Here is a 24,311-nt window from a genome sequence, read left to right on the forward strand (position 1 = left end):
ATAAAAATAGGACGATTTATTTACAATAACCCTAAAGCACAAGGTTTTAAAGGAGACTAAAATGAACGAAAGATATCGAACTTTGTATGGGAAATTAGTAAGAGCTTATTACAGCCAGGAGTTTGAAAAGACTTTTGAAAAAATGCTAGAAGAGGATTTTACAGATACTCATGAAGCAAGAGAAATTTTAGGAGCTTTATGTGGTGTAGAGATAGGTGAATGTGAAGATGATTACATGTTTGTTCAAACACTGATTGATGCTATGACTAAACAACGTGTAAGAGAAAAAATTGTTCAGAAGGTAAGCGTATGTCCTAAAGACTGTGAAAATAAGGAAGGTAAGAGTAAGTGTCAAAGTGTTTGTCCTTTTGATGCCATCGTTAGGAAGGGGAAAGATAAGTGGATTGATGAAAAATTATGTATAAGTTGTGGCAGATGTGTGAGTGCATGTGATGCAGGAAATTATATGGAAACTCTTCAGTTTTTGCCTATTGCCTCTTTATTACAAGAAAAGAAAAAAGTATTTGCTATAGTAGCACCTGCTATTTCGGGTCAATTTGGTGAAAATGTAAACCTTGATCAATTAAGAGAAGCTTTTATTAAACTTGGATTTACTGATATGATGGAAGTAGCGGTAGCAGCAGACATCCTAAGCTTAAAAGAGGCCCTAGAATTTAATCACCATATTAAACAAGAAGGAGATTTTATGATTACTTCCTGTTGTTGTCCAATGTGGGTGGCAGCGCTTCGTAAGGTTTATAACCAAGTTATTTCTAATGTTTCTCCTTCGGTCTCTCCTATGATTGCTATGGCACGTATACTTAAACTATTAGATCCTGAGGTTAAAGTTGTTTTTGTGGGGCCTTGTATAGCGAAAAAAGCAGAAGCTAAGGAAAAGGACCTAATAGGAGATGTAGATGCTGTATTAACCTTTGAGGAGTTACAAGTGATTTTTGATACATTTAATATACAGCCTCAAGATTTGGATGGCATACCTTCTATTGATTATGCTTCTAAAGGTGGTCGTTTATATGCAAGAACTGGTGGCGTTTCAGAAGCTGTATGGGACATTGTGGATCAGCTTTTTCCTGAGAAGCGTCACTTGTTTAGTGCTACACAAGTAGATGGCATGAAGGATTGTAAAGCTCTACTAGAAGAATTAACAGAGGGTAAGATTAGTGCTAGTTTTATAGAAGGAATGGGTTGCAAAGGAGGCTGTGTTGGTGGGCCTAAAGCTATTATAAAAGCAGAAGAAGGTAAAAGAGCAGTAGAAAAAACAGCTTATGATTCAGCTATTAAAATTCCAGTACACAGTGAAGTGTTATTAGGCTTACTTGAAAAAGTAGGTATGAAAGATTTAAAAGACTTAACAGAAGAACAAAGTTTATTTGAAAGAACTTTTGAGTAAATTCTAAATGGGTTGCTAGCCAGCAGCCTATTTTTTATATCGTCCTTTTGGAAGTAATCATTCTCTTTTATACTAGGATAGCATACTGTTAAAGGCTATATCGAAATTTGTAAAAACTTATGGTATAAGAAAAAAAGCTGATTGTATGATTTTAAGCGATGGCGACATGAAATTAGTATTAGAAGTGAGTCGGTTATTAGAAGAAATAGGGTATTAAGCCTTTGCTAAAAAGAAGAGGATGAGTATAATAATATCAGGATTAGTTACTTAAAAAATAATCGGAGGATGAACTGATGAAATATACTACGTTTACTCAAAGGATGGAAGAGCATAATGAAGTTTTAAGAAAGAAGGGAAACTCCCCTTTTTACAGTATGCTTCTTGCTTTAAGTGAGAATTTGATAATGGTGACAAAGGTAATAGGAGAAATGGTAGGTACAGAGATCAAAGTATCATCGCTAGAGAAGGAAGCAAGAGAAGTGGAAGTGGTTTTAGAAGAAATAGAAGAGACCTTTGCTATTATTTTAGAAAAGGCATTTGAAGATTTGATTATGAAACAGGTATATGAGGACTTGGACCCGTTATTAGCGACTTTAGATGATTTGATAGAAGATTTAAATGAATATGGCGAAACTAAAGGTAGAGCTATACCTTATATAGAAGCTTGGGACATTGGTTTCTTCTATGAATAACAAAGGCGTTGTGCTATAATAAGCAAAAAAGCCATACTAAGGATGTGTTAATTGTGAAATCAGAATTTTTACTAACAGTCATTATACCTGCTTATTTTGAAGAAGCAGTGATAGAAGCCTGTTATGATGCACTTAAAATAGTGATGGATGAAAACAAGTGGAAGTATGAATTCATTTTTGTAAATGATGGAAGCAAAGATCAGACCTTACCATTGCTTAAACAGATAGCTGAAAAAGATAGGTGTGTTAAAGTGATTGATTTTGCGCGTAATTTTGGTCATCAAGTGGCAGTAACAGCAGGAATTTATCATAGTAGCGGTGATGCTACAGTGGTTATTGATGCAGACTTGCAGGATCCACCAGAAGTTATTGTGCAAATGGTAGAAAAGTGGCAAGAAGGCTATGATGTGGTTTATGCCAAGCGTAAGAAGCGTAAAGGCGAAAGTTGGTTTAAATTAGTTACTGCTAAGTGTTTTTACCGCTTCTTGCACATGATGGCAGAGATAGAGATTCCTATGGATACAGGTGATTTTAGACTTATTGATAGATGTGTAGTAGAAGCATTTAAACAAATGCCCGAACGGAATCGCTTTGTAAGAGGAATGATTAGTTGGGTAGGTTTTGATCAAACCTATATTGAATATGAACGAGATGAAAGACTAGCTGGCGAAACCAAATACCCTTTGAAAAAAATGATTCGTTTTGCAACAGATGGTATTATTGCTTTTTCTACAAAACCGCTTAAGCTTGTGCAAAGTCTAGGCTTTATGACGATTGTATTAGCCATTTTGATTCTGGGATATTCACTTGTTTCAAAATATATCCTTCAAACAGTTGTATCAGGATGGACCTCATTGATGGTGACCATCACTTTCTTTAGTGGTGTACAGCTATTTTCTATAGGACTTTTAGGCGAATATATTGCACGTATTTATGATGAAAGCAAAAATAGACCACTTTATTTAATTAAAGAAAAGATTAATTTTGAAAAAGAAAATAGGATGTTTAATGAAAATAAATAAGGTTAAAAGGGTTGTTGCCAATTAGCAACAACCCTTTTTGCTATTGTGATAGAAGAATAAAATAACAAAAAAGTGACTTGGGTTTAGTAAGGTAGAAGTTCAAAAGTATAGCCCATATGTTGAGCTTCTTTGATGAAGTCCCCTAAAATGTTAGTGTTTGTTTTAGAGACAGCATGAAGTAAATAAACCGCTCCATTATGAAGACCATCTAACATAAGTTTTTTTGCACCTGTAGGCTCTGGTTGTGCTTCGGGTTTCCAATCACAGTAAGCAAAACTCCAAAAAACAGTTTGATAACCCATGGCTTTAGTAAGAGCTAGACTTTTTTCAGAGTAATGTCCCATAGGGGGTCTGAAAAAAGGAGGCATTGTTTTACCTGTTATTTGATTATAAGCTGCGGAAACATCTGTTAGTTCCTTGTTAAATTTGGTTTCATCTGCTACTAAAGTAGGCATAGAAAGATGGTGATTACTATGATTACATACTAAGTGTCCTTCTTCTTCCATACGTTTAATTAAAGCTTCATTTTGCTTCATATAAGGTAAAGTGACGAAAAACATAGCCTTTACGTTATTAGCCTTTAAGACATCTAATATTTGAGGGGTATAGCCATTTTCATAGCCTTCATCAAAAGTTAGATAAACCACTTTTCTAGAGGTGTCTCCTAAACAAAGGGCGCTATAATCACTTAGCTTAAATTTTAGTTTATCATTAAAACCAGGAATCGCGTGATTTTTTGAGCGGACTAACCACCAATCAATTTTGGTTTGATCCAGCACTTTAGTAGAAATGGCATTAGTTGTTTGTAAAGCATTAACGGTCACTAATCCTTTATAAGAAGATGTAGGAGGAGTAACAGGTAAAAATAAGGGCGCATTTGCTGCTTTTAGCCGAGAAAAGGCAAAGCTTCCTAAAATCAATCCTAGACTCAATATGAGAGGAATACATTTCTTTTTCATAAAAAACTCCTTTAATTGATTAGATTAATTGTAGTCTAACCAATAAGTGAAAAATTATAAGTAAGGTATAGGAAATAGGTTGATAGCTCATACTAGGCAAAGAAAGACTATATAATTTGATATTAACATTATATAATGGTGTTGACAAATTATATAGTCGGATATACAATATTATAAGAAAGAGGTGGTGCAATGAAAAAAAGCGTTTACAGTCTTGTACTGATGGATGATATCGTAGCCGCCATTGATGAACTGGCTTATTCACTTCAGACCAGTCGATCTAATCTTATTAATCAAATCCTAGCTGAAAAGGTGGCGCTTGTGACCCCTGAGCAACGTTTACAAACGATTTTTACTCATCTGTCAGATTACCTAAGGCCCTATCAACATTTTCAAATCCAAAATCAAGCTGCAGATCATATGTATAGTATCAAGAGTGCTTTACGCTATAAATATAACCCTACAATTCGCTATTGTTTATACCTTAATCAACAAGGAGAAGAGGTTAAAGGAGAACTGCGAGTGATCTCTCGTACACAAAGTGAAGTACTTCATCATTATTTAGAGCAATTTTTTCAAATTTGGGCTACAATAGAAAATCGAGTGGCGCCTACTTATTGGCAAAGAGAAGAAGGGGCTAAATGGCTTAGAGCCCTTAAATTAAAAGATTTTCAAAACATCACTGCTTATGAAGCCCTAGCAGAAGCCCTCTCAGAATATATTAGTGTGCTAGATGGAGGGCTTAAATTGTATTTTGGGCAACTGGATACACAGAAAGATCAAACCTTAACTTTAATGAAGCATTATGAGCTTTATTTAAAAAATAATGAAACAATTATTTAAAATAATTTAAGCAAGGAGGATGCCTAATGAATGCACAAAATTTTACAAAGAAATCAATTGAAGCAATTCAAAGCGCTCAGCAAAGCGCTATTTCAAATCAAAATAATCAAATAGAAAGTTTACATTTACTCTATGCTTTATTAACTCAAGAACAAGGCCTCATTCCTCATCTTTTAACCAAGATGAATGTGAGTGTTAGTAGTATGACGCAATCAGTTAGTGAAGATATTGCTAAATTGCCTCGTGTCAGTGGACCTGGTAGAGAACTTGATAAAGTGTACGTGTCTAGTGAAGTTGATAAAATATTAAGTGAAAGTGAAAAAATTGCTAAAAGCATGTCTGATGAGTATATTTCTGTAGAACATATCATGCTTGCTTTAATAGAAGTAAGTAGTGGATATTGTGAAAAACTACTCAAGGCTTATGGTATAGCCAAAAAGCCGTTTATGGTGGTATTAACTGAAATTAGAGGAAATACACATGTGACAAGTGAAGAACCAGAGGGTACTTATGATGTTCTTAATAAATATGGTTATGATCTTGTAGAACGAGCTAAAGAACAAAAAATTGATCCAGTTATAGGACGTGATAGCGAAATTCGTAATGTGATTCGTATCTTATCACGAAAAACTAAAAATAATCCTGTATTAATTGGTGAACCTGGTGTAGGAAAGACAGCTATTGCTGAAGGCCTAGCACAACGTATTGTAAGAGGCGATGTGCCCGAGACTTTAAGAGATCGTCGTATTTTCGCACTAGATATGGGTTCACTTATTGCAGGAGCTAAATATCGAGGAGAATTTGAGGAACGTCTAAAGGCTGTACTTCAAGAAATTAAGAAAAGTGAAGGTAAAATCATCTTATTTATTGATGAGCTTCATACGATTGTAGGTGCAGGTAAAACAGAAGGGTCTATGGATGCAGGTAACTTGCTGAAACCAATGCTTGCCCGTGGCGAACTTCACTGTATTGGTGCTACAACTTTAAATGAGTATCGTCAATATATTGAAAAAGATGCCGCCCTTGCAAGGCGTTTTCAACCAGTTATGGTAGAAGAGCCTACAGTAGAAGATACCATTGCTATTTTGCGTGGTATTAAAGAACGCTATGAAATTTATCATGGTGTTCAAATTCAGGATAACGCACTTATTGCAGCGGCAACTTTATCAGATCGTTATATTTCAGATAGATTCCTTCCTGATAAAGCCATCGACTTAGTAGATGAAGCTTGTGCAATGCTACGTACCGAGATTGATTCAATGCCTACAGAACTAGATGAGATTGCTAGAAAGGTACTTCAGTTAGAGATTGCAGAAACAGCCTTAAAGAAAGAAGATGACCCTATTTCTAAACAAAACTTGGCAGATACGCAAAAAGAACTTGCTGAATTACGTGATAAGTTTAAGGCTATGCGTACTCAATGGGAAAATGAAAAAGATGTTATCACTAAAGTACGTGGCATTAAAGAAGAAATTGAAACAGCTACAGCTAATATGCAAAAAGCTGAAAGAGAATATGATTACAATAAAGCAGCTGAATTAAAGTATGGTATTATTCCAGGACTTAAGAAGCAATTAGAAGAAGCGGAAGCTATGGCCTACAAAGGTAGTGAGGGTAGTTTATTGCGAGACAAGGTTAATGAAGAAGAAATAGCAAAAATTATTGCTCGTTGGACTCAAATTCCTATTACAAAATTAATGGAAGGTGAAAGGCATAAATTGCTTCGTTTAGAAGAAATTTTACACAAACGTGTGATTGGTCAAAATGAAGCCGTAGATAAAGTGACTGATGCTATCTTACGTTCAAGAGCAGGGATTAAAGATCCACGAAGACCTATTGGTTCTTTTCTTTTCTTAGGACCTACCGGCGTTGGTAAAACTGAGCTTGCTAAAGCTTTAGCGGAGGCGTTATTCGATGATGAGCACAGCATGATTCGTATTGATATGAGTGAATATATGGAGAAGCATGCTGTGGCAAGATTAATAGGGGCACCTCCGGGATATGTAGGCTATGAAGAAGGTGGTCAGCTTACAGAAGCAGTAAGACGTAAGCCTTATGCGGTTATTTTATTTGATGAGGTTGAAAAAGCACACCCAGATGTGTTTAATGTTCTTTTACAAGTTTTAGATGATGGTCGTATAACAGACTCTAAGGGTCGTACAGTAGACTTTAAAAATACCATTATTATTTTAACATCTAATCTAGGTTCTCAAGCTATATTAGAAGGGATTAATAGTCAAGGTGAAATTTCAGAAGAAGCAGAAGAAACGGTTAATCATCTTTTGAAGACGCATTTCAGACCAGAATTTTTAAACCGTTTAGATGAAATTGTACTTTATAAACCACTACAACAACATGAAATTGTACACATTGTTGGCTTGTTAGAAAAAGATCTTAATAAACGTTTAGAGAATCAACAACTACATGTTAGATTAACAGAAGCCTCAAAAGCTTATATTGCTGAGCAAGGGTTTGACCCTGTATTTGGTGCAAGACCACTGAAACGTTTCTTACAACGTAAAGTAGAAACCCTAATTGCAAGAACTTTAATTGCCGAAGAGGTAGAACCGTTTTCTACATTTGTTGTAGATTATGAAGATGAGCAATTAAAAGTAAGAATAGAAAAGTGATCAAAAGGCATGTCTCACTAAAAAGACATGCCTTTTTAGTTAATCAAAGAAGACCTTACTAAAGGCTAACAAATGAAAGGAGAATTTGTTATGATAAAAAATGATAAAAGAAAGAGGAGGATACATGATGATTTTAGTTAGTAGCTGTTTATGTGGAGAAAAATGTAAATATAATGGTGGAGATAACAAAAATGAAGCAGTAATGACTTTGTGTGAAAGAGAACCTCATATAAAGGTGTGCCCAGAAGTATTAGGAGGGCTATCTACTCCTAGAGTACCTGCTGAAATTATAGGTGGCAGTGCGCAGGATGTTTTAAAAGGTAATGCAAAAATTTATACTAAAACAGGAATGGATGTAACAGCAGCTTTTTTAAAAGGAGCAGAAAGGGTAGTGAGTTTATTAGAACATTATCCTATCGAAAAAGCAATTTTAAAAGCAAAGTCTCCTTCTTGTGGTAAGGGAAAAATTTATGATGGGCACTTTAAAGGGTGCTTAATTGAGGGGAATGGCGTAACAGCTCAAGCCTTAATGAACAAAGGAATAAAAGTAATAACTGAAGAGGAGCTTATTTAAAATAATATTTTAATTATCTTGCACTTACTTCGATAAAAATAACAAAAATATCGATTATTTTTTATGTATTTATATGAAAAATCATAAAAATATGTTAATATATTTATGTATTATTGGTAAAATAAAAAAATTTATAGTTTTTCGGTATTGTCATAATGAGAGGGGGTATCTGATCTTAGGGATCAGATAGAGATAATATGCAGAAGAAATATGTTATTGCTTTGACAAGTATTACATTATGCTTGATTTTTTTATTTGCCGTCTATTTATCTAGTAATCGGCAACGTGTGACGGTTTCACCAATTGAAGCTTTTAACCAAAAAGAAAAAATAAGCTTCATTAGTAGCTGGGGAGCCTATGATAGTAAATCACAAAGTTTAAAATCTATTCTAAAAAAACTATATGATAAGTATCCTTATCTGGAAATTGAAGATTCTTCTATGGCTGGAGAAGATTTTCTGTTTATCTTGAAAACAGATTTTGCTAGTGGTAATGAACCTGATTTATTTGGGCTATGGCCAGGTTCTGATTTTAATCTGTTGGTAGAACAAAATAAAGTAGCAGATTTAACAGATTTAGTCAAATCGGATGAAGCTTGGTATAATCAATTTAAAGAAGCAACGTGGGATTATGTAACAGTTAATGACCGAATCTATGGTTTACCTATTGAAATTATTTACGAGGGCCTTTTCATTAATAAAGATTTATTTGAAAAATATGATGTGAAGGTGCCAACTAATTTTGAGGAACTATTAAATGCTGTTAAGGCATTTAAAGAAGTAGGGATTATACCTATTGCTTATAGTGAAACGCCAGAAGGAAGTTATATTTATCAAAATATGGTAATGAAATTAGGTGGAAAAGAAGATATAGAAAATCCATTTGATGAAGAGGGACAAATCAAACCTTGTTTTGTTGAAGGGATGTATTATATGAAGCAACTCTATGAAGCAGGCGCTTTTCCAGACCGTTTGTTGTATATTGACGATAAGAAGAGGAATGAATTATTTGTTAATAAAGAAGCAGCAATGATTGTACAAGGCTCATGGCTCATAGGCTATAATAAATTGTCCGGAGACGATACAACAGTGGATGTGATTCCTTTTCCTGATATGCCAGGGGGAAAAGCAGATACAACAGCTATTATTTATGGATGTGGTAATGGCATCTTTCATATTAGTCAAAAGGCTTGGGAAGACCCAAAACTTAGGCAAAGCTGCAGCTTGCTTTTAAAGGAACTTACATCGCCTGAGAACGTAGGGATTCTTGCAGGTGGTTCAGGCTTTATAAGCAATATTGAATTGGGAGACTATGCACCACCGGCAACTGTATTAAGTACAAAGGGTGAAAAATTAGTAGAAAATGCCAAGGAGTTAGTTGGGCCTGTAGATAGCTTTATTAATAGGGGAATATGGGAAAATATCATCATTAAGCGCTTTCCTAATGTATTAAAAGGAACAATGACACCTGAAGCGGTTTTTGATGAAGTATACGCAGCTATGAAATAAGCCAAGTAGGGGGAGTAGTGTGTTTAATTATATTAAAAGGTTTTACAAAAAGATGTCTATTAAACAGAAATTACTTTTACTGTTCTCAGTACAGATTATTATTCCTATGGCATTTATGGGTATGATGTTTTATAAGAATACAGAAAGTATTATTCAAAATAAATCAGTGAGTTATTCAGCAGATTTGTTGAAAATGATTGAATTACGTATGAATGATTTTTCTAGTAATTTAGTGAGTATTACAGATGATATTTTATATGATGCCAAGATGTATGCTATCTTAGATGAAAAGAAGTCAGAAGTAGCAACAGAAGATTTAAGAGACTATTGTTATAATTTGCTTAGGCGTATTTGTTTAAGTAATAAGGAGATCCAGTCCATAACATTAGCTTCTTTAAATGAATATGAATATAGCTATGACTTAAATGCTGGTGGTGTAAGCATTGAAAGTAGTGCATCTTTTAAAGCAATGTTAGAAAAAGCTAGGCTAGCCCAGCACAAGCCTACTTGGTATACAGAGGTAGATGAGGAAAACAAGGTACGCAATTTATATCTTATTCGAATGATTTATGATAGTGATGACTTTAGTGAACGCGGACTTATTATTTTGCAAATTAATAGGCAAAGGCTCAAGGATGTTTATAATGACTTATCTACGGAATTTATGCAAAGTATCAATATTTTGTCTAAGGATAATAAATGGATAATAGGAACAGAAGAAGACTGGTATAATGAAGAAGAAAATGAGTGGATTTCTAATCAAGCAGATAACTGGGGTTATAGAATTGATAAAAAAGAACAACGTCTACTGGCTTTTATGAATATCGAAGGAACAGAGTGGAAGATTGTTGCGGAAGGATCTTTGAACCAATTAGTTAATGAAGAAATGGGACACTTTAGATTTTTGTTTATTATTGTTATGACCTTTACCATTTTATTACTCTCTATTTTTAGTATTTTAATGGCCATGGATATTTTAAGTCCAATCAATCGGTTAGTACATAGCATTAAAAAGGTAGAAGAGGAAAATATTCATCAAGAAGTTATTGTCGATAGAGAAGATGAGCTGGGTTATTTAAGTAAGTGCTTTAACAAGATGTCTAAAGAGATAGATAATCTATTAAATCGTGTCTATAAAGAAGAACTTACAAGACGAGAAGCAGAACTCAAAGCACTTCAAGCGCAAATTAATCCACACTTTTTATTTAATACACTAGAATCGATTAACTGGATGGCTCAGCTTAATAATGTACCAGAAATTAGAGATATGGTTACCTCTCTAGGGGCACTGATTGAAGCAAGTATCGGTAAGGGAAGTCCTATGGTACCTTTAAGTAAAGAACTGAAGTATATTGACAGTTATTTATTGATTATGAAAAATCGCTATGGTGAACGCTTAAGCTATGAAAGTGATATTGATACAAGTTTATTGGGACAAGAGGTCCCAAAGTTGATTTTGCAACCACTTATAGAAAATGCAATTTATCATGGCATAGATAAAATGAGAAAGAAAGGAACTATTAAGTTAACTATTCGTAGAGAAGATGAAACAATTTACATAGAAATTATGGATAACGGAAAAGGTATGCTTCCTGAGGAAGTGGAGGACTTAAATCAAAAGTTTAAAGAGGACCGAGACGATTATATACTAGGAGATAATCGAAAGAGTATTGGGTTAGCTAATGTCAACGGAAGGGTAAAGTTGTTCTTTGGTAAAGATTACGGCTTGCAAATAGAAAGTGAATATGAAACTTATACTAAAATGAAACTATATTTACCGATTAGAGACTAAGGGAGGAAACATAATGTTTAAGGTGCTTATTATTGATGATGAACCAACCATTCGTAAAGGACTTATTAATATCATTAACTGGAAGAAGTTTCAATGTGAAATTTGTGGAGAAGCTAGTGATGGTGTTGAAGGGTTAGAGAAAATAGAGGCATACAAGCCAGACTTAGTTTTTGCAGATATTAATATGCCAGAGATTAATGGCTTGGAGATGATTAAATCCGCTAAACAAATCGTTCCCCACAGTAAATTTATCATTTTGTCTGGTTATAGAGAGTTTAGTTATATGCAAGAAGCTATTAAAATTGGTGCTTTTGACTATATTTTAAAACCTTCTAGTATTGAAGATATTTGTGAAGTGGTTAAACGTGCTGTCATAGAGCTTAAGTATCAGCGAGATGATCAGTTAGAAGCCAAAAAACTAAGAAAATGTTTTGAAGAAAGTATTCCTATTTTAAAGGAGAAACTTCTTTACGATATTATTTTTCAAATTAATATTAATGAAGAAGAAATTAAAGAAGGGTTTGAACTATACGGCATTGAAATCAATGAATTTGTAATGATTATGATTGAAATTGATGGTGATTCTAAAAAGAAGGAGCCTTATCAAAGACAGCTTTACCAGTTTGGCATTGTCAATACAGTAGAGGAAATGTTTGCAGAAGAATTTAAAGTGGAAAAAATTGTACTTAATAATAAACAGATAGCCTTTATAATAGGAACACATGAAACAGTAGAACTTTTAGAAGAAGATGTTTATAAAAAAGTACATAGTATACAGCAGCTTGTAGAAAGTTGTTTTGATTTCACCGTAAGCATTGCTATTAGTACCAAAGGAAAGGATGTAGACGAGCTTCATGATAAGATGATGGAGTGTAAAAATGCCTTAGCTTATCGCTTTTATATGGGAAATAGCTCCATTATTTTATATCGTGACCTTTCAGGATTTTATAAAGGACAAGATAATCTTGCTTTCGATGGCATTGATAAAGTCTTATGTAATACCATTAAAACCGGGAATGAAGAAGATGTAGTACATATATTAGGACAAATTAATGATAAAGTGATACAAACCAATCTAGATCCGGAATATATTAAAACCTTTTATTGGAATCTCATTTATGAGATTAATATGATTCGCATTTCGATTAAAAACTTAGAAGTGCAGGATAAAGATTTAAGCCATGACATTTCAAGTTTGTACAAGCTTATTGATAATGCAACACAGGTAAAAGAGTTACAGGACCTTTTAGAAGATGTAGCCATGAGTGTTGTGCATCGTATTAATCGTTATAATAAAAAGAATATTAATCAAATTTTGCAAAAGGCAATGGACTATATTTGCGAAAATTATACCATGTCGATTACTCTTAATGAATTAGCTGAACATACTTATGTAAGCACTTATTATTTAAGCCGTATGTTTAAAAAAGAATTAGGTAAGAATTTTGTAGAATATTTAAATGAAGTACGTATTGATAAAGCTAAAGAATTGCTAAAGGATAATAAGTATAAAACCTATGAAGTTGCTGAGTTAGTAGGTATTCAAGATCCCCATTACTTCTCTAAGATTTTTAAGAAATATGTAAATATGACACCTACAGAATATAAAGATAGTCAACTTTGATCTCTCTTAAAAATGACCCCTAAATTTAGGGGTCATTTTTTTGCTAAAAAAAACACACTTACTTCTTTAATTAATTGATAGAAAGAAAATATAGACAATAACTAAGGATAAGAAAAATTAAACTAGCAAATAATTGTTGTAATATTTTATAAATGTTGTATTAATCAAAAATAAACAAAAATGCAACATATTCTATTAATAAAAATGGTAAAAAGTTATAGTATGTGTGTAAGGAGAGTGAAGCGAATGAGTAATAAAGCAAAAACAAAACAAAATTCAACTGTTTTGGAAGAGTTTAAAAAGAATATTGCACTATTCATTATGTTGCTGCCTGGATTAATTGTTATGCTATTTAACAATTATCTTCCTATGTTTGGTCTAGTATTCGCTTTCAGAAAGATGGATACCTATACTAAACTTTTTGGGTCAGGCTGGAACGGTTTCAAAAACTTCGAGTACTTATTTGGCACAAGTAAGGCTTGGGAAGTGACAAGAAACACGATAGGCTATAACGTTATATTTATCATTATCGGTATAACATTACCTATCTTACTTGCAATTGGTTTGAATGAGTTAAGACAGAAACGTGCAGCTAAGGTTTATCAAAGTATTTTCTTCTTACCTTATTTCTTATCATGGGTAGTTATCCAATACTTAGTATTTGGTTTACTTAGTGGTAAGTTAGGAGTTGTTAACCAATTACTTACATCTATGGGCTTAGATCGTGTGAACTGGTATGAGTCACCACAGTATTGGCCTTACATTTTAGTAATTGTTAATACATGGAAATGGACTGGTTATGACAGCATCATGTATCTAGCAACAATTGTTGGTATAAATAAAGAACTTTATGAAGCAGCAGCAGTTGATGGTGCTTCTCGTTTCCAGCAAATTTGGCACATTACCATTCCAAGTTTAATACCTCTTATGATTACCTTAGTTCTTATCCGTTTAGGTAGAATGTTCTATACTGATATGGGTCTTTTCTACACAATACCAAAGAACACAGGTGCGTTGCAAAATGTAACGAATACCATTGATACCTATGTTTTCCGTGCATTTAGGCAAACAGGTGATTTAGGGCTTGCATCTGCAGCAGGTTTCTACCAGGCTGTACTTGGGCTCATCATTGTTCTCTCATTTAATGCACTTGCTAGAAAATATGATAAGAATGCCGGCATTATATAGGGGGGGAAAAGATGAAGAAAAATAATTTACATGTTAATGAAGATTCAAGTATTCAGATAACAAAAACAAGTAATGTAATTTGGCATATCGTCTTTGTTATTCTGTCCATTATTTGTATTTATCCAATGCTACTTGTTTTCATGGTTACCATTACAGATGAAACAACTATTGCTTTAGAAGGATATAAGCTTTTACCAAGTAAATATAGTATGGCAGCGGTTAACTATATTTTTACCAATGGTAAAGCAATCTTAAATGCTTATGGTGTTTCAATCTTTTGTACTGTATTTGGAGGTCTCTTAGGCGTAGCCATTATGGCGCTTTATGCTTATCCACTTGCAAGAGATGATTTTAAATACCGTCGTATATTCAACTTGATTGCAGTTATTACGATGTTATTCTCTGGTGGACTTGTTCCTACTTATATGGTGTTTGTAAAAGTTCTTCACTTAAAAGATACAATAGGGGCTTTAGTCTTAATGAATCTATTTAGTGCTTTTAACGTTATGATTATTCGTACGTATTATCGTACAAGTATTTCTAAATCGTTGATTGAAGCAGCTCAAATTGATGGAGCCGGTGAATTTAAGACCTATTTTAAAATTGTTATGCCACTGTCAAAACCAGTTATTGCAACCATGCTTATGATGGTCATGTTGGTTTATTGGAATGACTGGTATGGCCCATTACTTTACATTGATAGTGAAAAGCTATATAACTTACAATACTTAATTTACCAACTCGAGTCTAAGATTGCTAACTTAGCTAAGATGGCTGGTAATCCAGAGCTTGTTAAAAATGTACCATCTGAAACGGCACGTATGGCTATGGCTATTGTTGCTATTGGACCTATTGTTCTTGCTTATCCATTCTTCCAACGTTACTTTGAAAAAGGTATTACTTTGGGAGCAACTAAAGAGTAGTAGGTTTGATATAAATATCATTTAGTTTAAAAACAATTTTAGGAGGAGATTAAATGAAATTATTAAAGAAAACTCTTACAGTATTTGTAGGAACAGCATGTGTACTTAGTATGGCATTAACAGGTTGTCAAAATGGTGGGGAAACAGTTGCATCAACAGAACCATCTGCAAGCGCATCAACAGAAGCTAGTGATACGCCAGCTGCAACAGAAGAAGCTTTAGCACCAGTTGAACTTACATGGTACTTCGTAGGTAACCAACAACAAGAAGACACAGCACTTGTTGAAGAAGCAGTTAATAAATACATTGCTGAGAATACAAAACTTAACTGTACAATCAAACTTCAATGCTACGATTGGGGAACATATAACGACAGAATCACACAAATGATTGCTGCTGGTGAAACATTTGACATTTGCTTTACAGCAAACTGGTCAAATAACTACTATACACAATCTGCTAAAGGTGCATTTGTACCACTTAATGATTTAATGGATAAATACGCTCCAAAAACAAAAGAAATTTTAGGAGAGGACTTCTTAAGTGGTTCTCGTATCAATGGCGTGAACTATGCTATTCCTGCTAACAAAGAAAAAGCTCACTCTTGGGGTCTTTTAGTTCGTAAGGATATTGTTGAAAAATACAATATGGATTTATCAGGAGTTAAAACACTTGCTGATATGGAACCATTTTTCCAAATCATTAAAGAAAAAGAACCAAATATGTATGCTTTAGAAGGTACACCAAATGAATCTGCAATGAGAATATTAGACTTTGATATCGTTAATAATGATACAACACCAGGTGCTGTATACAATGATGATAATAGCAAAGTATTTGACCAATTAGAGCAACCAGAAACACTTGAACACTTCAAATTAATGAATAGCTTTATGCAAAAAGGATACATCCGTGAAGATGCTGCATCTGTAACAGACTACAATGCAGACCAAAAAGCTGGTAAAATCTTCTGTGCTGTTCGTTCTTTAAAACCAACAAAAGCTGAAGAAGAATCAAATTCTCAAGGTCAATCATATATGCAAATTGAATTAACATCACCTATTATTTCTAACCGTGAAACAACAGGTTCAATGCAAGCTATTTCTGCAACATCTAAAAATCCAGAAAGAGCTATGATGTTCTTAGAATTATTCAACACAGATCCAGTAGTTAACAACTTAATTAACTTTGGTATCGAAGGTACTCACTATACAAAAATTAGTGATAACCAAATTAAAGGTACTGAAAACCAAGCTAAATACAATCCAGGTCTAGGTTGGGCATTTGGTAACCAATTAATTAACTACTTAACAGAGTTAGATCCTACAGACAAATGGGATCAATTTGAAGCATTTAATGCTGCAGGTGTAAAAACACAATCTCTTGGATTCGTGTTTGATCCAGCTCCTGTAACAACACAAATTGCTCAATGTACAAACGTATGGAATGAATTTGTACCTGGTCTTCAAGTAGGTTCTTCAAATCCAGACGAAGCATTACCAAAAGCTGTTGAAGCATTCAATGCTGCTGGTATGCAAGATATCTTAGCTGAAATGCAAAAACAAATGGATGCATTTAACGCTGCAAAATAGTTGATAAGTCCACAAAAAATAGGGCCCTTAGGGTCCTATTTTTTTGCGTAAATAATTAAAAGCATTCTATTTGTCCCATTTTATGCATACATATAATGTATAGGGGGGCAGTGCGATGATAAAACCAAACAAGAAAAATAAGTTAACAAAAATCAATCTGCGGGAGCAAGTAGCCAAAGGATTGGATATTCCAACAGAGGTCATGAGCAATGTACCAGTGATTAAACTAAGTGGTAATAAGGAAATAAGTATAGAGAACTTTATAAGTCTTGTAGAATATACACCTCAAAAAGTACGATTAAATACGAGATGTGGTTTACTCATTATAGATGGTGTGGCGCTTGAAGCGAAAAGCATGACGGCAGAACGTATGCTGATTAAAGGGACTATTTTACAAGTAGCTTTTGCAATATAAAGGAGGTGAAAGACTTTGTTTGTATCATTATGGCATTATTTAAAAGGGTATGTTATAGTAGAAGTAAGTGGCTATATGATAGAAAAATTTCTTAATCTTGCACTTCATCATCATATTCCTATGTGGGATGTGGTGCAAAAGGAAAATAAGGTTTGCTTTAAGACCCCTATTGAAGCTTTTAAATGCATGAAGCCGGATCTTAAAAAGGCCCACTGCAGAGCTAAAATAGTGGGTAAGAAGGGTTTTCCTTTTATAGCACATCGTTATAAAAAGCGCCGTTTTTTTGTGGCAGGTATTGTTGTTTTTATAGCCATGTTATGGTTACTGTCTTCTTTTGTTTGGTTAGTAGAAGTAGAGGGAACAGAACGTATTAATAGTCTAGATATTATTAAATCTTTAGAAAAGAAAGGGTATGAAACAGGCAAGCTGAAAAGTAAAATGAATTTACGAGAGGCAGAAACCTATTTATTACAACAATACCCTGATATTGTTTGGACAGGCATCACTTATGAAGGTACTAGGATGATGGTACGTGTCGCTGAAAGTGTTCCTAAGCCAGAAATGAGTGAGATGAATGAAAAACCTAAGATGCTTATTGCAAAAAGAGATGCACTTGTTACATATATAGCAGTAGAAAAAGGAAAGCCTCTTATAAAAGCTGGAGACATAGTAAAAAAAGGAGAACTTTTGGTTGCAGGAGAGATGCCTAGAGGAGAAGAAGATGATTCGCTTTACTATACAGCTGCTAAAGCACATATTAAAGGAAAAACCACGTATACAGCTAGCGGTACAATTCAGTTCCAACAAGAAAAGAAACAATATCTTAATGAAAGTAGTAAAAAGTGGACACTTAAACTTTTTAACAAAGCCTTTCAGCTCTATGCTTCAAAACCACCTCAAGGTAATTTTGATAAACAAATTACCTTGCACCAATTAAGAATAACAAAAATGTTTCCATTACCCTTTGCTATAGAGGTCGAAAATAGAGTGGCTTATAAGCCTATGGTATATACATTAAGTGAAGAAGATGCTAAAGACCGGTTACTTTGTGAACTATGGGAGCAAATAGAAGGTAGTTTAGGAGTTGAAGCACAAATTCTTAAAAGAGAAGCATTTTTTAAGAAAACTGGAGATGCTATTACTGGAACGCTTCATGTGATAGCAGAAGAAGATATCGGTTATCGCTTGGATTTAGACCAAGGAGCAAGTCAGCAAATAAAGGAGAAAACAGATTATGAGCAAAATTGAAAAAGAACTTGAAGTACCAGCTTATGATATAGGTGCTGTATTTGGTCAATTTGATGAAAACCTTATACTTATTGAAAAAACTTTACGTGTTAGTATTATCTTGAGAAATGACAAGATTAAAGTAGGAGGAACGCCTAAGCAGGTAGATACAGCTATAACGGTACTTAATCAACTTTTTCAAGTAGCAAAGAAGAATGAAGAAATTGATGCCCAACGCGTTAAATATATATTAGATTCGTTAGATAAGTATCAAGAGGAGCAATTAAATGAACTGAGTCAAGAAGCTGTTATTTTAACGCATTTAGGAAAACCTATTAAATGTAAAACAGTAGGTCAAAGTGAGTATATTAAAAAGATTAAAAAGAATACAGTTGTATTTGGTATTGGACCGGCAGGAACCGGTAAAACTTACTTAGCAATGGCTATGGCAGTTAATGCTTTCCGTAAAAATGAAGTGAGCAAGATTATTTTAACAAGGCCAGCTATTGAAGCCGGTGAAAAGCTAGGATTTTTACCTGGTGATTTGCAAAGCAAGGTAGATCCTTACCTTCGTCCTTTATATGATGCTTTATTTGAAATTATGGGACCCGAGAATTTCGAAAAAAATATGGAAAAGGGATTAATAGAAGTAGCACCTTTAGCGTATATGAGAGGGCGTACACTTAATAATGCCTTTATTGTATTAGATGAAGCACAAAATACGACCTCGCCTCAGATGAAGATGTTTTTAACCCGCATAGGATTTAATTCGAAAGTAGTTGTCACGGGTGATTTAACTCAAGTAGATTTACCGAGCGAAAAAATGAGTGGATTAAAGGTAGCAATGAAGATTTTAGAAGGCGTAGAAGGGATAGGTTTTTCTTATCTTAGCAAAAATGATGTGGTAAGACATCCGATTGTACAACGCATAGTGGAAGCTTATGATGCCTTTGAAAATAAAGTAGAAAAAGAATAGCTAAAGAGAAGTGTAAGAGTCAAAGGGGGACAAAAGATGAAAAAAAGGAGATATGGATGGGCAATTTTTTTAGCACTAGCTTTAATCATTACATTCTTTTCAGTTATTTCGGGTAATTTCTTTACGAAGAAAGTATCCTTACAGATTGGGGAGATTGCAAAGGAAACAGTCTATGCACCTTTTCAAGTGGAAAATGAAGTGGCCACTAATCGTCTGCGTACCCTAGCAGCTGCAGGAGTGGAACCTGTTTATAAAAAAGATAGTACTGTACAAGAAAAAGCCATTGGTAATATTGAAAAATTATTTGAGGCTGTAACAGCTATTCAAACTTCGGATGTGGCAACTACTTTAGGAAAAACAGAGGTAGAAGTCCTAAGTGGACGTTCACCTATTGGTCTATATAATGAACAATATGAAACCCTACTCAGCGCGTCTACAGATGAACTAACTTATGTGAAAGATGCCTGTATTAGTATTGCAAGTGATATTTTTACAACAGGTATTTCTAGCGAAGAGAGCAATAAAACAGTCGAGGTACGAAGTGCCATAGATAACACAGATTTAAGTGTGACTATGAAAAAAATTGCACAGGACATTATTAATGATGTTTTAGCTCCTAATGTTGTAGAAGATGAAGTGGCTACTAATGAGCAGAAAAAGATAAAAAGTGATAAGGTAGATCCTGTTTATGTATTAGCTCAAGAAAAGATTGTTGAGAAAGGCTCAAAGGTAACAGAAGAAATCTATCAGTTATTAGAAAAAGTAGGTTATTTAGATACAGATAAAACAACTAAATATAAGCAATATAGCGGCATTTTAATTTTAATGCTTTTGATGAGTTATTTAAGTTTTAAATTTATGAAAACGGGATATAACCTTAAAGTGAAAGACCAAAGACAGTTAAGCCTAGTACTCATTTTATATACTTTAGCCATTTTAGTAACGCGCGGGATGGTGGGTCTATCCTTTGTCTATCTTCCTTTAAGTGTACCTTGTATGATTATTGCGTTTGCTGTGGGACCTATTGCTGCTGCTTTTGTGCAAATACTGATTATTATTTTTTCAACCACTATCTTCAAAGGTGATATTTTATTTGTTTTATATTTTATCATTTCCGGAATTGCTAGCATTTTAATTGTAACGCGTATGGAAGAGCGGACTAAGACTGTCATGAGTGGCTTATATGTAGGAATTATCCAATGCTTTACTTTTTTAGGCCTTAAGCTTTTCGTTGGTTCAGAGTTAAATATATCAGTTATCTCACAAGGATTGGTTGCTTTTATTATGGGAATGATTTCTGTAGTGACAGTAGTAGGTGCTCTTCCTGCTTTTGAATCTTTATTTGGATTTACAACACCGATGCAGCTTTTAGAAATGACAAATCCTAATCAACCTATTTTAAAGCGTCTCTTATTAGAAGCTACAGGAACTTATTATCATAGCTTATTGGTTGCTAACCTAGCTGAGAGTGCGGCAGCAACCATTAATGCTAATCCACTTATGGCAAGAGTAGGAGGCTATTATCACGATATTGGTAAACTTACCTGTAGTAAGTATTTTAAAGAAAATCAAGGTGCCAATAATCCTCATGACTACATGACGCCAGAGGAGAGTTACAACATTATTCTTTCTCATGTCACTGAAGGTCTAAAGTTAGCAGAGGAATATCATTTACCTCAGTATATTAAAGATATGATTTGTCAGCATCATGGGACAAGCACTATGCAGTATTTCTATATTAAAGCCCAACAAGAAAGCGATGGTGAAGTGTCAGAAAAGGCTTTTCAGTATCATGGTCCAAAACCCAAAACGAAAGAAGCTGCCCTTGTTATGTTAGCTGATGTAGTAGAAGCAACTATAAGATCAATGCAGGATAAATTAGGTAAAGAATTAACCATTGAATCGGTGGTTAGAAAAATGGTGAAGCAAAAATTAGATGAAGGACAGTTAGATGAATGTGAATTATACATATCTGATATCGATAAAATTATAGATTCCTTTACAAAAATGCTAACAGGTATGTATCATCAACGTATTGCTTATCCAGAAAGGAATGAAAAGTAAAGTGACACTCTATTTAGAAGATGAAGTTGATTTTTTTAAAGAACAACATGAATTATTAGAACAAGTAAAAGCTGTTATTAATCAATGCTTGGATGAGGAGGATGTTCCTTATGAAGTAGAAGTAAGTTTGACGGTAGTTGACTTAGATGCCATTCATGAAATTAATAAAGAACATAGGGAGATAGATCGTCCAACAGATGTACTTTCCTTTCCGCAAATAGATACAGAATATATTGGGCATATTAATTGGGATACCCTTGATACTGCTAGTTGCGTCAATTATGATACAGAAGAAGTGATCCTAGGAGATATTATTTTATGTGCGGATAAAGCTAAAGAACAGGCAAATAATTATGGGCACTCTTTGACGAGAGAAGTCTGTTTTTTGGTAGCTCATAGTATGTTTCATCTTTTAGGATATGACCATATGACAGAAGAAGATGAAAAAACTATGGTCAGGAAGCAGGAAAGTGTGTTACAATGTCTTTCCATATTAAGATAGAGGATGATTAACATGAAACAATATAAAGAGTTACTAGTAAAAGCACATGAGGCACAAGAACAAGCTTATGTACCTTACTCAAAATTCAAAGTAGGTGCAGCTGTTCTGATGAAAAGTGGTAAAATTTACACAGGCTGCAATATAGAAAATGCTTCATTTGGTGCAACTAACTGTGCTGAGAGGACAGCTATTTTTAAAGCTGTATCAGAAGGCGAACATGAAATTGCAGCTATTGCCATTGTAGGAAGTCACAATGAGTTTACTTATCCTTGTGGTATTTGTAGACAAGTCATTGCTGAGTTTATGAGTGAGGGAGATTTTATTTTTGAAAATGCAGAAGGTGAAATGAAAGTTATTCCATTTGCGGAAATGTTCCCTTATACGTTTACAAAAGTAGATTTATTAAAAGAAGAGTAGCAATACTCATAGGAGGAAAAAATGAAAGAACCATTTAAGTCAGGCTTTGTTTCTATTATTGGTAGACCTAATGTAGGAAAATCAACCCTTATGAACAAGCTGATTGGCGAGAAAGTTGCCATTATGTCAAATAAGCCACAAACGACACGTAACCGTATTCAAACTGTTTTAACAACTAAGCATTATCAAGCTGTTTTTATTGATACTCCAGGTATTCATACACCTAAAAATAAGCTAGGTGAATTTATGGTAAAATCAGCTATGACTACCTTAAACGAAGTAGATGCTATTTTTTATCTAGTAGAAGCAGAGCCATTTATAGGAAAGACGGATCAAGAGATTATCGAACGCTTAAAAGGCATTCAAACACCTGTTTTCCTATGTATTAATAAAATTGATAGTGTTCCTAGAGAAACAGTTCTTAAAACCATTGAAACATACCGTGAGGCCTATGACTTTAAAGAGATTATTCCAATCTCAGCATATGAAAATACCAATGTAGATGCTATTTTAAAATGTATGCCAGCTTATTTACCAGAAGGACCACAGTTCTTCCCAAGTGATATGCTGACTGACCAACCTGAGCGTCAAATTGTAGCAGAAATGATTAGAGAAAAAGCCCTTCATCTATTAGATAAGGAAATTCCACATGGTATTGCCATAGAGATTGAAACCATGAGAAAAAGGGAAGAAGGAGACATTGTAGATATAGAGGCTACTATTGTTTGTGAAAGAGATTCTCATAAACGAATTATTATAGGTAAACAAGGACAAATGATTAAAGCTATTGGCTCTAAAGCGCGTTATGATATGGAACGTCTATTAGGCTCGAAAATTTATTTAACGCTTTGGGTAAAAGTGAAAAAGAATTGGCGTGATAGTGATTTTCTTATTAAAAACTATGGATATGATAAAAGAGATTTAATGTAAAGTTGTCAAGGCCTTTTGAATTGGTAGTTTTTTTGTAGGATAGCTTCGTAAAAATTGCGTAACTTAACTATAAATCAACCAATAGGGGGTTATAAAATGTTACAAGAATTTTGGAGTTATTTTATGACAACAGGTAATATTGATGCGTATATGAATTACAAAGCATATGAAAGAGAGTATCATAGTCATATTGGCACCCAAGGGCTGCCTAAAGAAACACATGAGGTAGGATGATTGTAACATGATGGTAAGAACAAAAGCATTAGTCATTAAAGAATACATTGTGGGAGAGAGTGATAAATATATCACTCTCTTTACAAAAGATTTAGGACGCATTCAAGCTATTGCGCCTAAAGCTAAAAAATCAGATAAAGGATTTGCTTCGGCAACTCAATTATTTGTTTATGGAGATTTTATGCTGACTTCTTATAAAGATACATATCGTTTAGTATCAGTAGATCTGATAGAGATGTTTCATAATATTAGAAACGATTTATCTGCTTTAAGCTATGCGAGTTATATGATGGAATTTATTTATTATGTGACCGAACCAGGCTTATCACAAAGTGAATTATTGAAGCTCACACTAGTGACCTTGCAAGCTTTAAGTAAATCAGAGGCAGACTACAAACGGATTAGGCGAGTATTTGAAATAAGAGCTCTAGGCTTGTTAGGTTTTATGCCTCAGCTTTTTGCTTGTGTAGATTGTGGTTTGGCAATAGATGAAAAAGCGGAAGCACATTATTATTTTTCAGCAGAAGCGGGGGGACTTGTTTGCAAAGGGTGTAAAGGAACTTATGAGGATGGAGTTTCTTTAAGTTATAGTACATTATATACCCTGCAATATATCTTAACCGTCTCTTTAAAGCAGCTTTATCATTTTCAAATCAGTGAAGAAGTACAAAAAGAGTTAGATGCTGTAGGTAATCACTATGTACCGTATTATGTTGATAAGCCTTTTAAAACGCTTGATTTTATTGAGAGATTAGAAAAATTATAGAACAGACTTAATCTGAAAACTAACA

General features: G+C 34.0%; 22 protein-coding genes. 21 read left to right on the forward strand and 1 reads right to left on the reverse strand.

Annotation, left to right across the window (positions count from 1 at the left end; translation table 11 throughout):
* The first annotated feature begins 61 nt into the window (after positions 1–61).
* The 3 genes from CLOLE_RS10300 to CLOLE_RS10310 all read left to right on the forward strand — a co-directional run bounded on the left by CLOLE_RS10300 (position 62) and on the right by CLOLE_RS10310 (position 3,122).
* Positions 62–1,408 carry a [Fe-Fe] hydrogenase large subunit C-terminal domain-containing protein gene (locus CLOLE_RS10300; RefSeq protein WP_013657049.1) on the forward strand — a complete coding sequence of 449 codons (1,347 nt, stop codon included), beginning with the start codon at positions 62–64 and terminating at the stop codon, positions 1,406–1,408.
* Between the two features lie 293 nt (positions 1,409–1,701).
* Positions 1,702–2,100: a hypothetical protein gene (locus CLOLE_RS10305; RefSeq protein WP_013657050.1), complete on the forward strand. Its 399-nt coding sequence runs from the start codon at positions 1,702–1,704 to the stop codon at positions 2,098–2,100.
* 53 nt (positions 2,101–2,153) lie between these two features.
* On the forward strand, positions 2,154–3,122 hold the full coding sequence (locus CLOLE_RS10310) for a glycosyltransferase family 2 protein (RefSeq protein ID WP_013657051.1): 969 nt from the start codon (positions 2,154–2,156) through the stop codon (positions 3,120–3,122).
* 83 nt (positions 3,123–3,205) lie between these two features.
* Here the strand turns inward: CLOLE_RS10310 and pdaA are convergent, their stop codons facing one another.
* Positions 3,206–4,081, reverse strand: a complete 876-nt coding sequence (pdaA, locus tag CLOLE_RS10315) for a delta-lactam-biosynthetic de-N-acetylase (RefSeq protein WP_013657052.1) — start codon at positions 4,079–4,081, stop codon at positions 3,206–3,208.
* Between the two features lie 192 nt (positions 4,082–4,273).
* Between pdaA and CLOLE_RS10320 the strand changes: the two genes are divergently transcribed.
* From CLOLE_RS10320 to recO, 18 genes are all read left to right on the forward strand, one after another.
* Positions 4,274–4,924 carry a hypothetical protein gene (locus CLOLE_RS10320; RefSeq protein WP_013657053.1) on the forward strand — a complete coding sequence of 217 codons (651 nt, stop codon included), beginning with the start codon at positions 4,274–4,276 and terminating at the stop codon, positions 4,922–4,924.
* A 26-nt stretch (positions 4,925–4,950) separates the two neighbouring features.
* The gene (clpB, locus tag CLOLE_RS10325) at positions 4,951–7,554 is read left to right on the forward strand and encodes an ATP-dependent chaperone ClpB (protein ID WP_013657054.1); all 2,604 of its coding nucleotides are present in this window, start codon (positions 4,951–4,953) and stop codon (positions 7,552–7,554) included.
* A 127-nt stretch (positions 7,555–7,681) separates the two neighbouring features.
* A complete protein-coding gene (locus CLOLE_RS10330; protein ID WP_013657055.1) occupies positions 7,682–8,128 on the forward strand; it encodes a DUF523 domain-containing protein in 447 nt (148 codons plus the stop codon).
* A gap of 197 nt (positions 8,129–8,325) precedes the next feature.
* Positions 8,326–9,636 carry an ABC transporter substrate-binding protein gene (locus CLOLE_RS10335; RefSeq protein WP_013657056.1) on the forward strand — a complete coding sequence of 437 codons (1,311 nt, stop codon included), beginning with the start codon at positions 8,326–8,328 and terminating at the stop codon, positions 9,634–9,636.
* A 19-nt stretch (positions 9,637–9,655) separates the two neighbouring features.
* The gene (locus CLOLE_RS10340; RefSeq protein ID WP_013657057.1) at positions 9,656–11,428 is read left to right on the forward strand and encodes a cache domain-containing sensor histidine kinase; all 1,773 of its coding nucleotides are present in this window, start codon (positions 9,656–9,658) and stop codon (positions 11,426–11,428) included.
* 13 nt (positions 11,429–11,441) lie between these two features.
* Positions 11,442–13,052 carry a response regulator gene (locus tag CLOLE_RS10345; RefSeq protein WP_013657058.1) on the forward strand — a complete coding sequence of 537 codons (1,611 nt, stop codon included), beginning with the start codon at positions 11,442–11,444 and terminating at the stop codon, positions 13,050–13,052.
* 246 nt (positions 13,053–13,298) lie between these two features.
* Positions 13,299–14,240: an ABC transporter permease gene (locus CLOLE_RS10350; protein WP_013657059.1), complete on the forward strand. Its 942-nt coding sequence runs from the start codon at positions 13,299–13,301 to the stop codon at positions 14,238–14,240.
* Between the two features lie 11 nt (positions 14,241–14,251).
* Positions 14,252–15,163, forward strand: coding sequence for a carbohydrate ABC transporter permease (locus CLOLE_RS10355; protein WP_013657060.1), 912 nt, complete (start codon positions 14,252–14,254; stop codon positions 15,161–15,163).
* Between the two features lie 53 nt (positions 15,164–15,216).
* Positions 15,217–16,755: an ABC transporter substrate-binding protein gene (locus CLOLE_RS10360; protein ID WP_013657061.1), complete on the forward strand. Its 1,539-nt coding sequence runs from the start codon at positions 15,217–15,219 to the stop codon at positions 16,753–16,755.
* A gap of 115 nt (positions 16,756–16,870) precedes the next feature.
* The gene (locus tag CLOLE_RS10365) at positions 16,871–17,170 is read left to right on the forward strand and encodes a YabP/YqfC family sporulation protein (RefSeq protein WP_013657062.1); all 300 of its coding nucleotides are present in this window, start codon (positions 16,871–16,873) and stop codon (positions 17,168–17,170) included.
* Positions 17,171–17,185: 15 nt separating this feature from the next.
* Positions 17,186–18,418 (forward strand): sporulation protein YqfD, encoded by a 1,233-nt coding sequence (gene yqfD, locus CLOLE_RS10370; RefSeq protein ID WP_013657063.1) that lies wholly within the window; start codon positions 17,186–17,188, stop codon positions 18,416–18,418.
* Positions 18,405–19,373, forward strand: a complete 969-nt coding sequence (locus CLOLE_RS10375; RefSeq protein ID WP_013657064.1) for a PhoH family protein — start codon at positions 18,405–18,407, stop codon at positions 19,371–19,373. The genes yqfD and CLOLE_RS10375 overlap by 14 nt, the downstream gene beginning before the upstream one ends.
* A gap of 36 nt (positions 19,374–19,409) precedes the next feature.
* Positions 19,410–21,437, forward strand: coding sequence for an HD family phosphohydrolase (locus tag CLOLE_RS10380; RefSeq protein WP_013657065.1), 2,028 nt, complete (start codon positions 19,410–19,412; stop codon positions 21,435–21,437).
* Entirely contained in the window at positions 21,427–21,939 is a 513-nt protein-coding gene (ybeY, locus tag CLOLE_RS10385) for an rRNA maturation RNase YbeY (protein ID WP_242825785.1), read from the forward strand. The genes CLOLE_RS10380 and ybeY overlap by 11 nt, the downstream gene beginning before the upstream one ends.
* Positions 21,940–21,951: 12 nt before the next feature.
* Entirely contained in the window at positions 21,952–22,356 is a 405-nt protein-coding gene (locus CLOLE_RS10390; RefSeq protein WP_013657067.1) for a cytidine deaminase, read from the forward strand.
* A gap of 21 nt (positions 22,357–22,377) precedes the next feature.
* Positions 22,378–23,286: a GTPase Era gene (era, locus tag CLOLE_RS10395; RefSeq protein WP_013657068.1), complete on the forward strand. Its 909-nt coding sequence runs from the start codon at positions 22,378–22,380 to the stop codon at positions 23,284–23,286.
* A 96-nt stretch (positions 23,287–23,382) separates the two neighbouring features.
* Entirely contained in the window at positions 23,383–23,520 is a 138-nt protein-coding gene (locus tag CLOLE_RS22455; protein WP_013657069.1) for a YqzL family protein, read from the forward strand.
* A 7-nt stretch (positions 23,521–23,527) separates the two neighbouring features.
* Positions 23,528–24,286 (forward strand): DNA repair protein RecO, encoded by a 759-nt coding sequence (gene recO / locus CLOLE_RS10400; RefSeq protein WP_013657070.1) that lies wholly within the window; start codon positions 23,528–23,530, stop codon positions 24,284–24,286.
* Positions 24,287–24,311: the final 25 nt, after the last annotated feature.

Source organism: Cellulosilyticum lentocellum DSM 5427 (genome assembly GCF_000178835.2).
GTDB classification, from domain to species: domain Bacteria; phylum Bacillota; class Clostridia; order Lachnospirales; family Cellulosilyticaceae; genus Cellulosilyticum; species Cellulosilyticum lentocellum.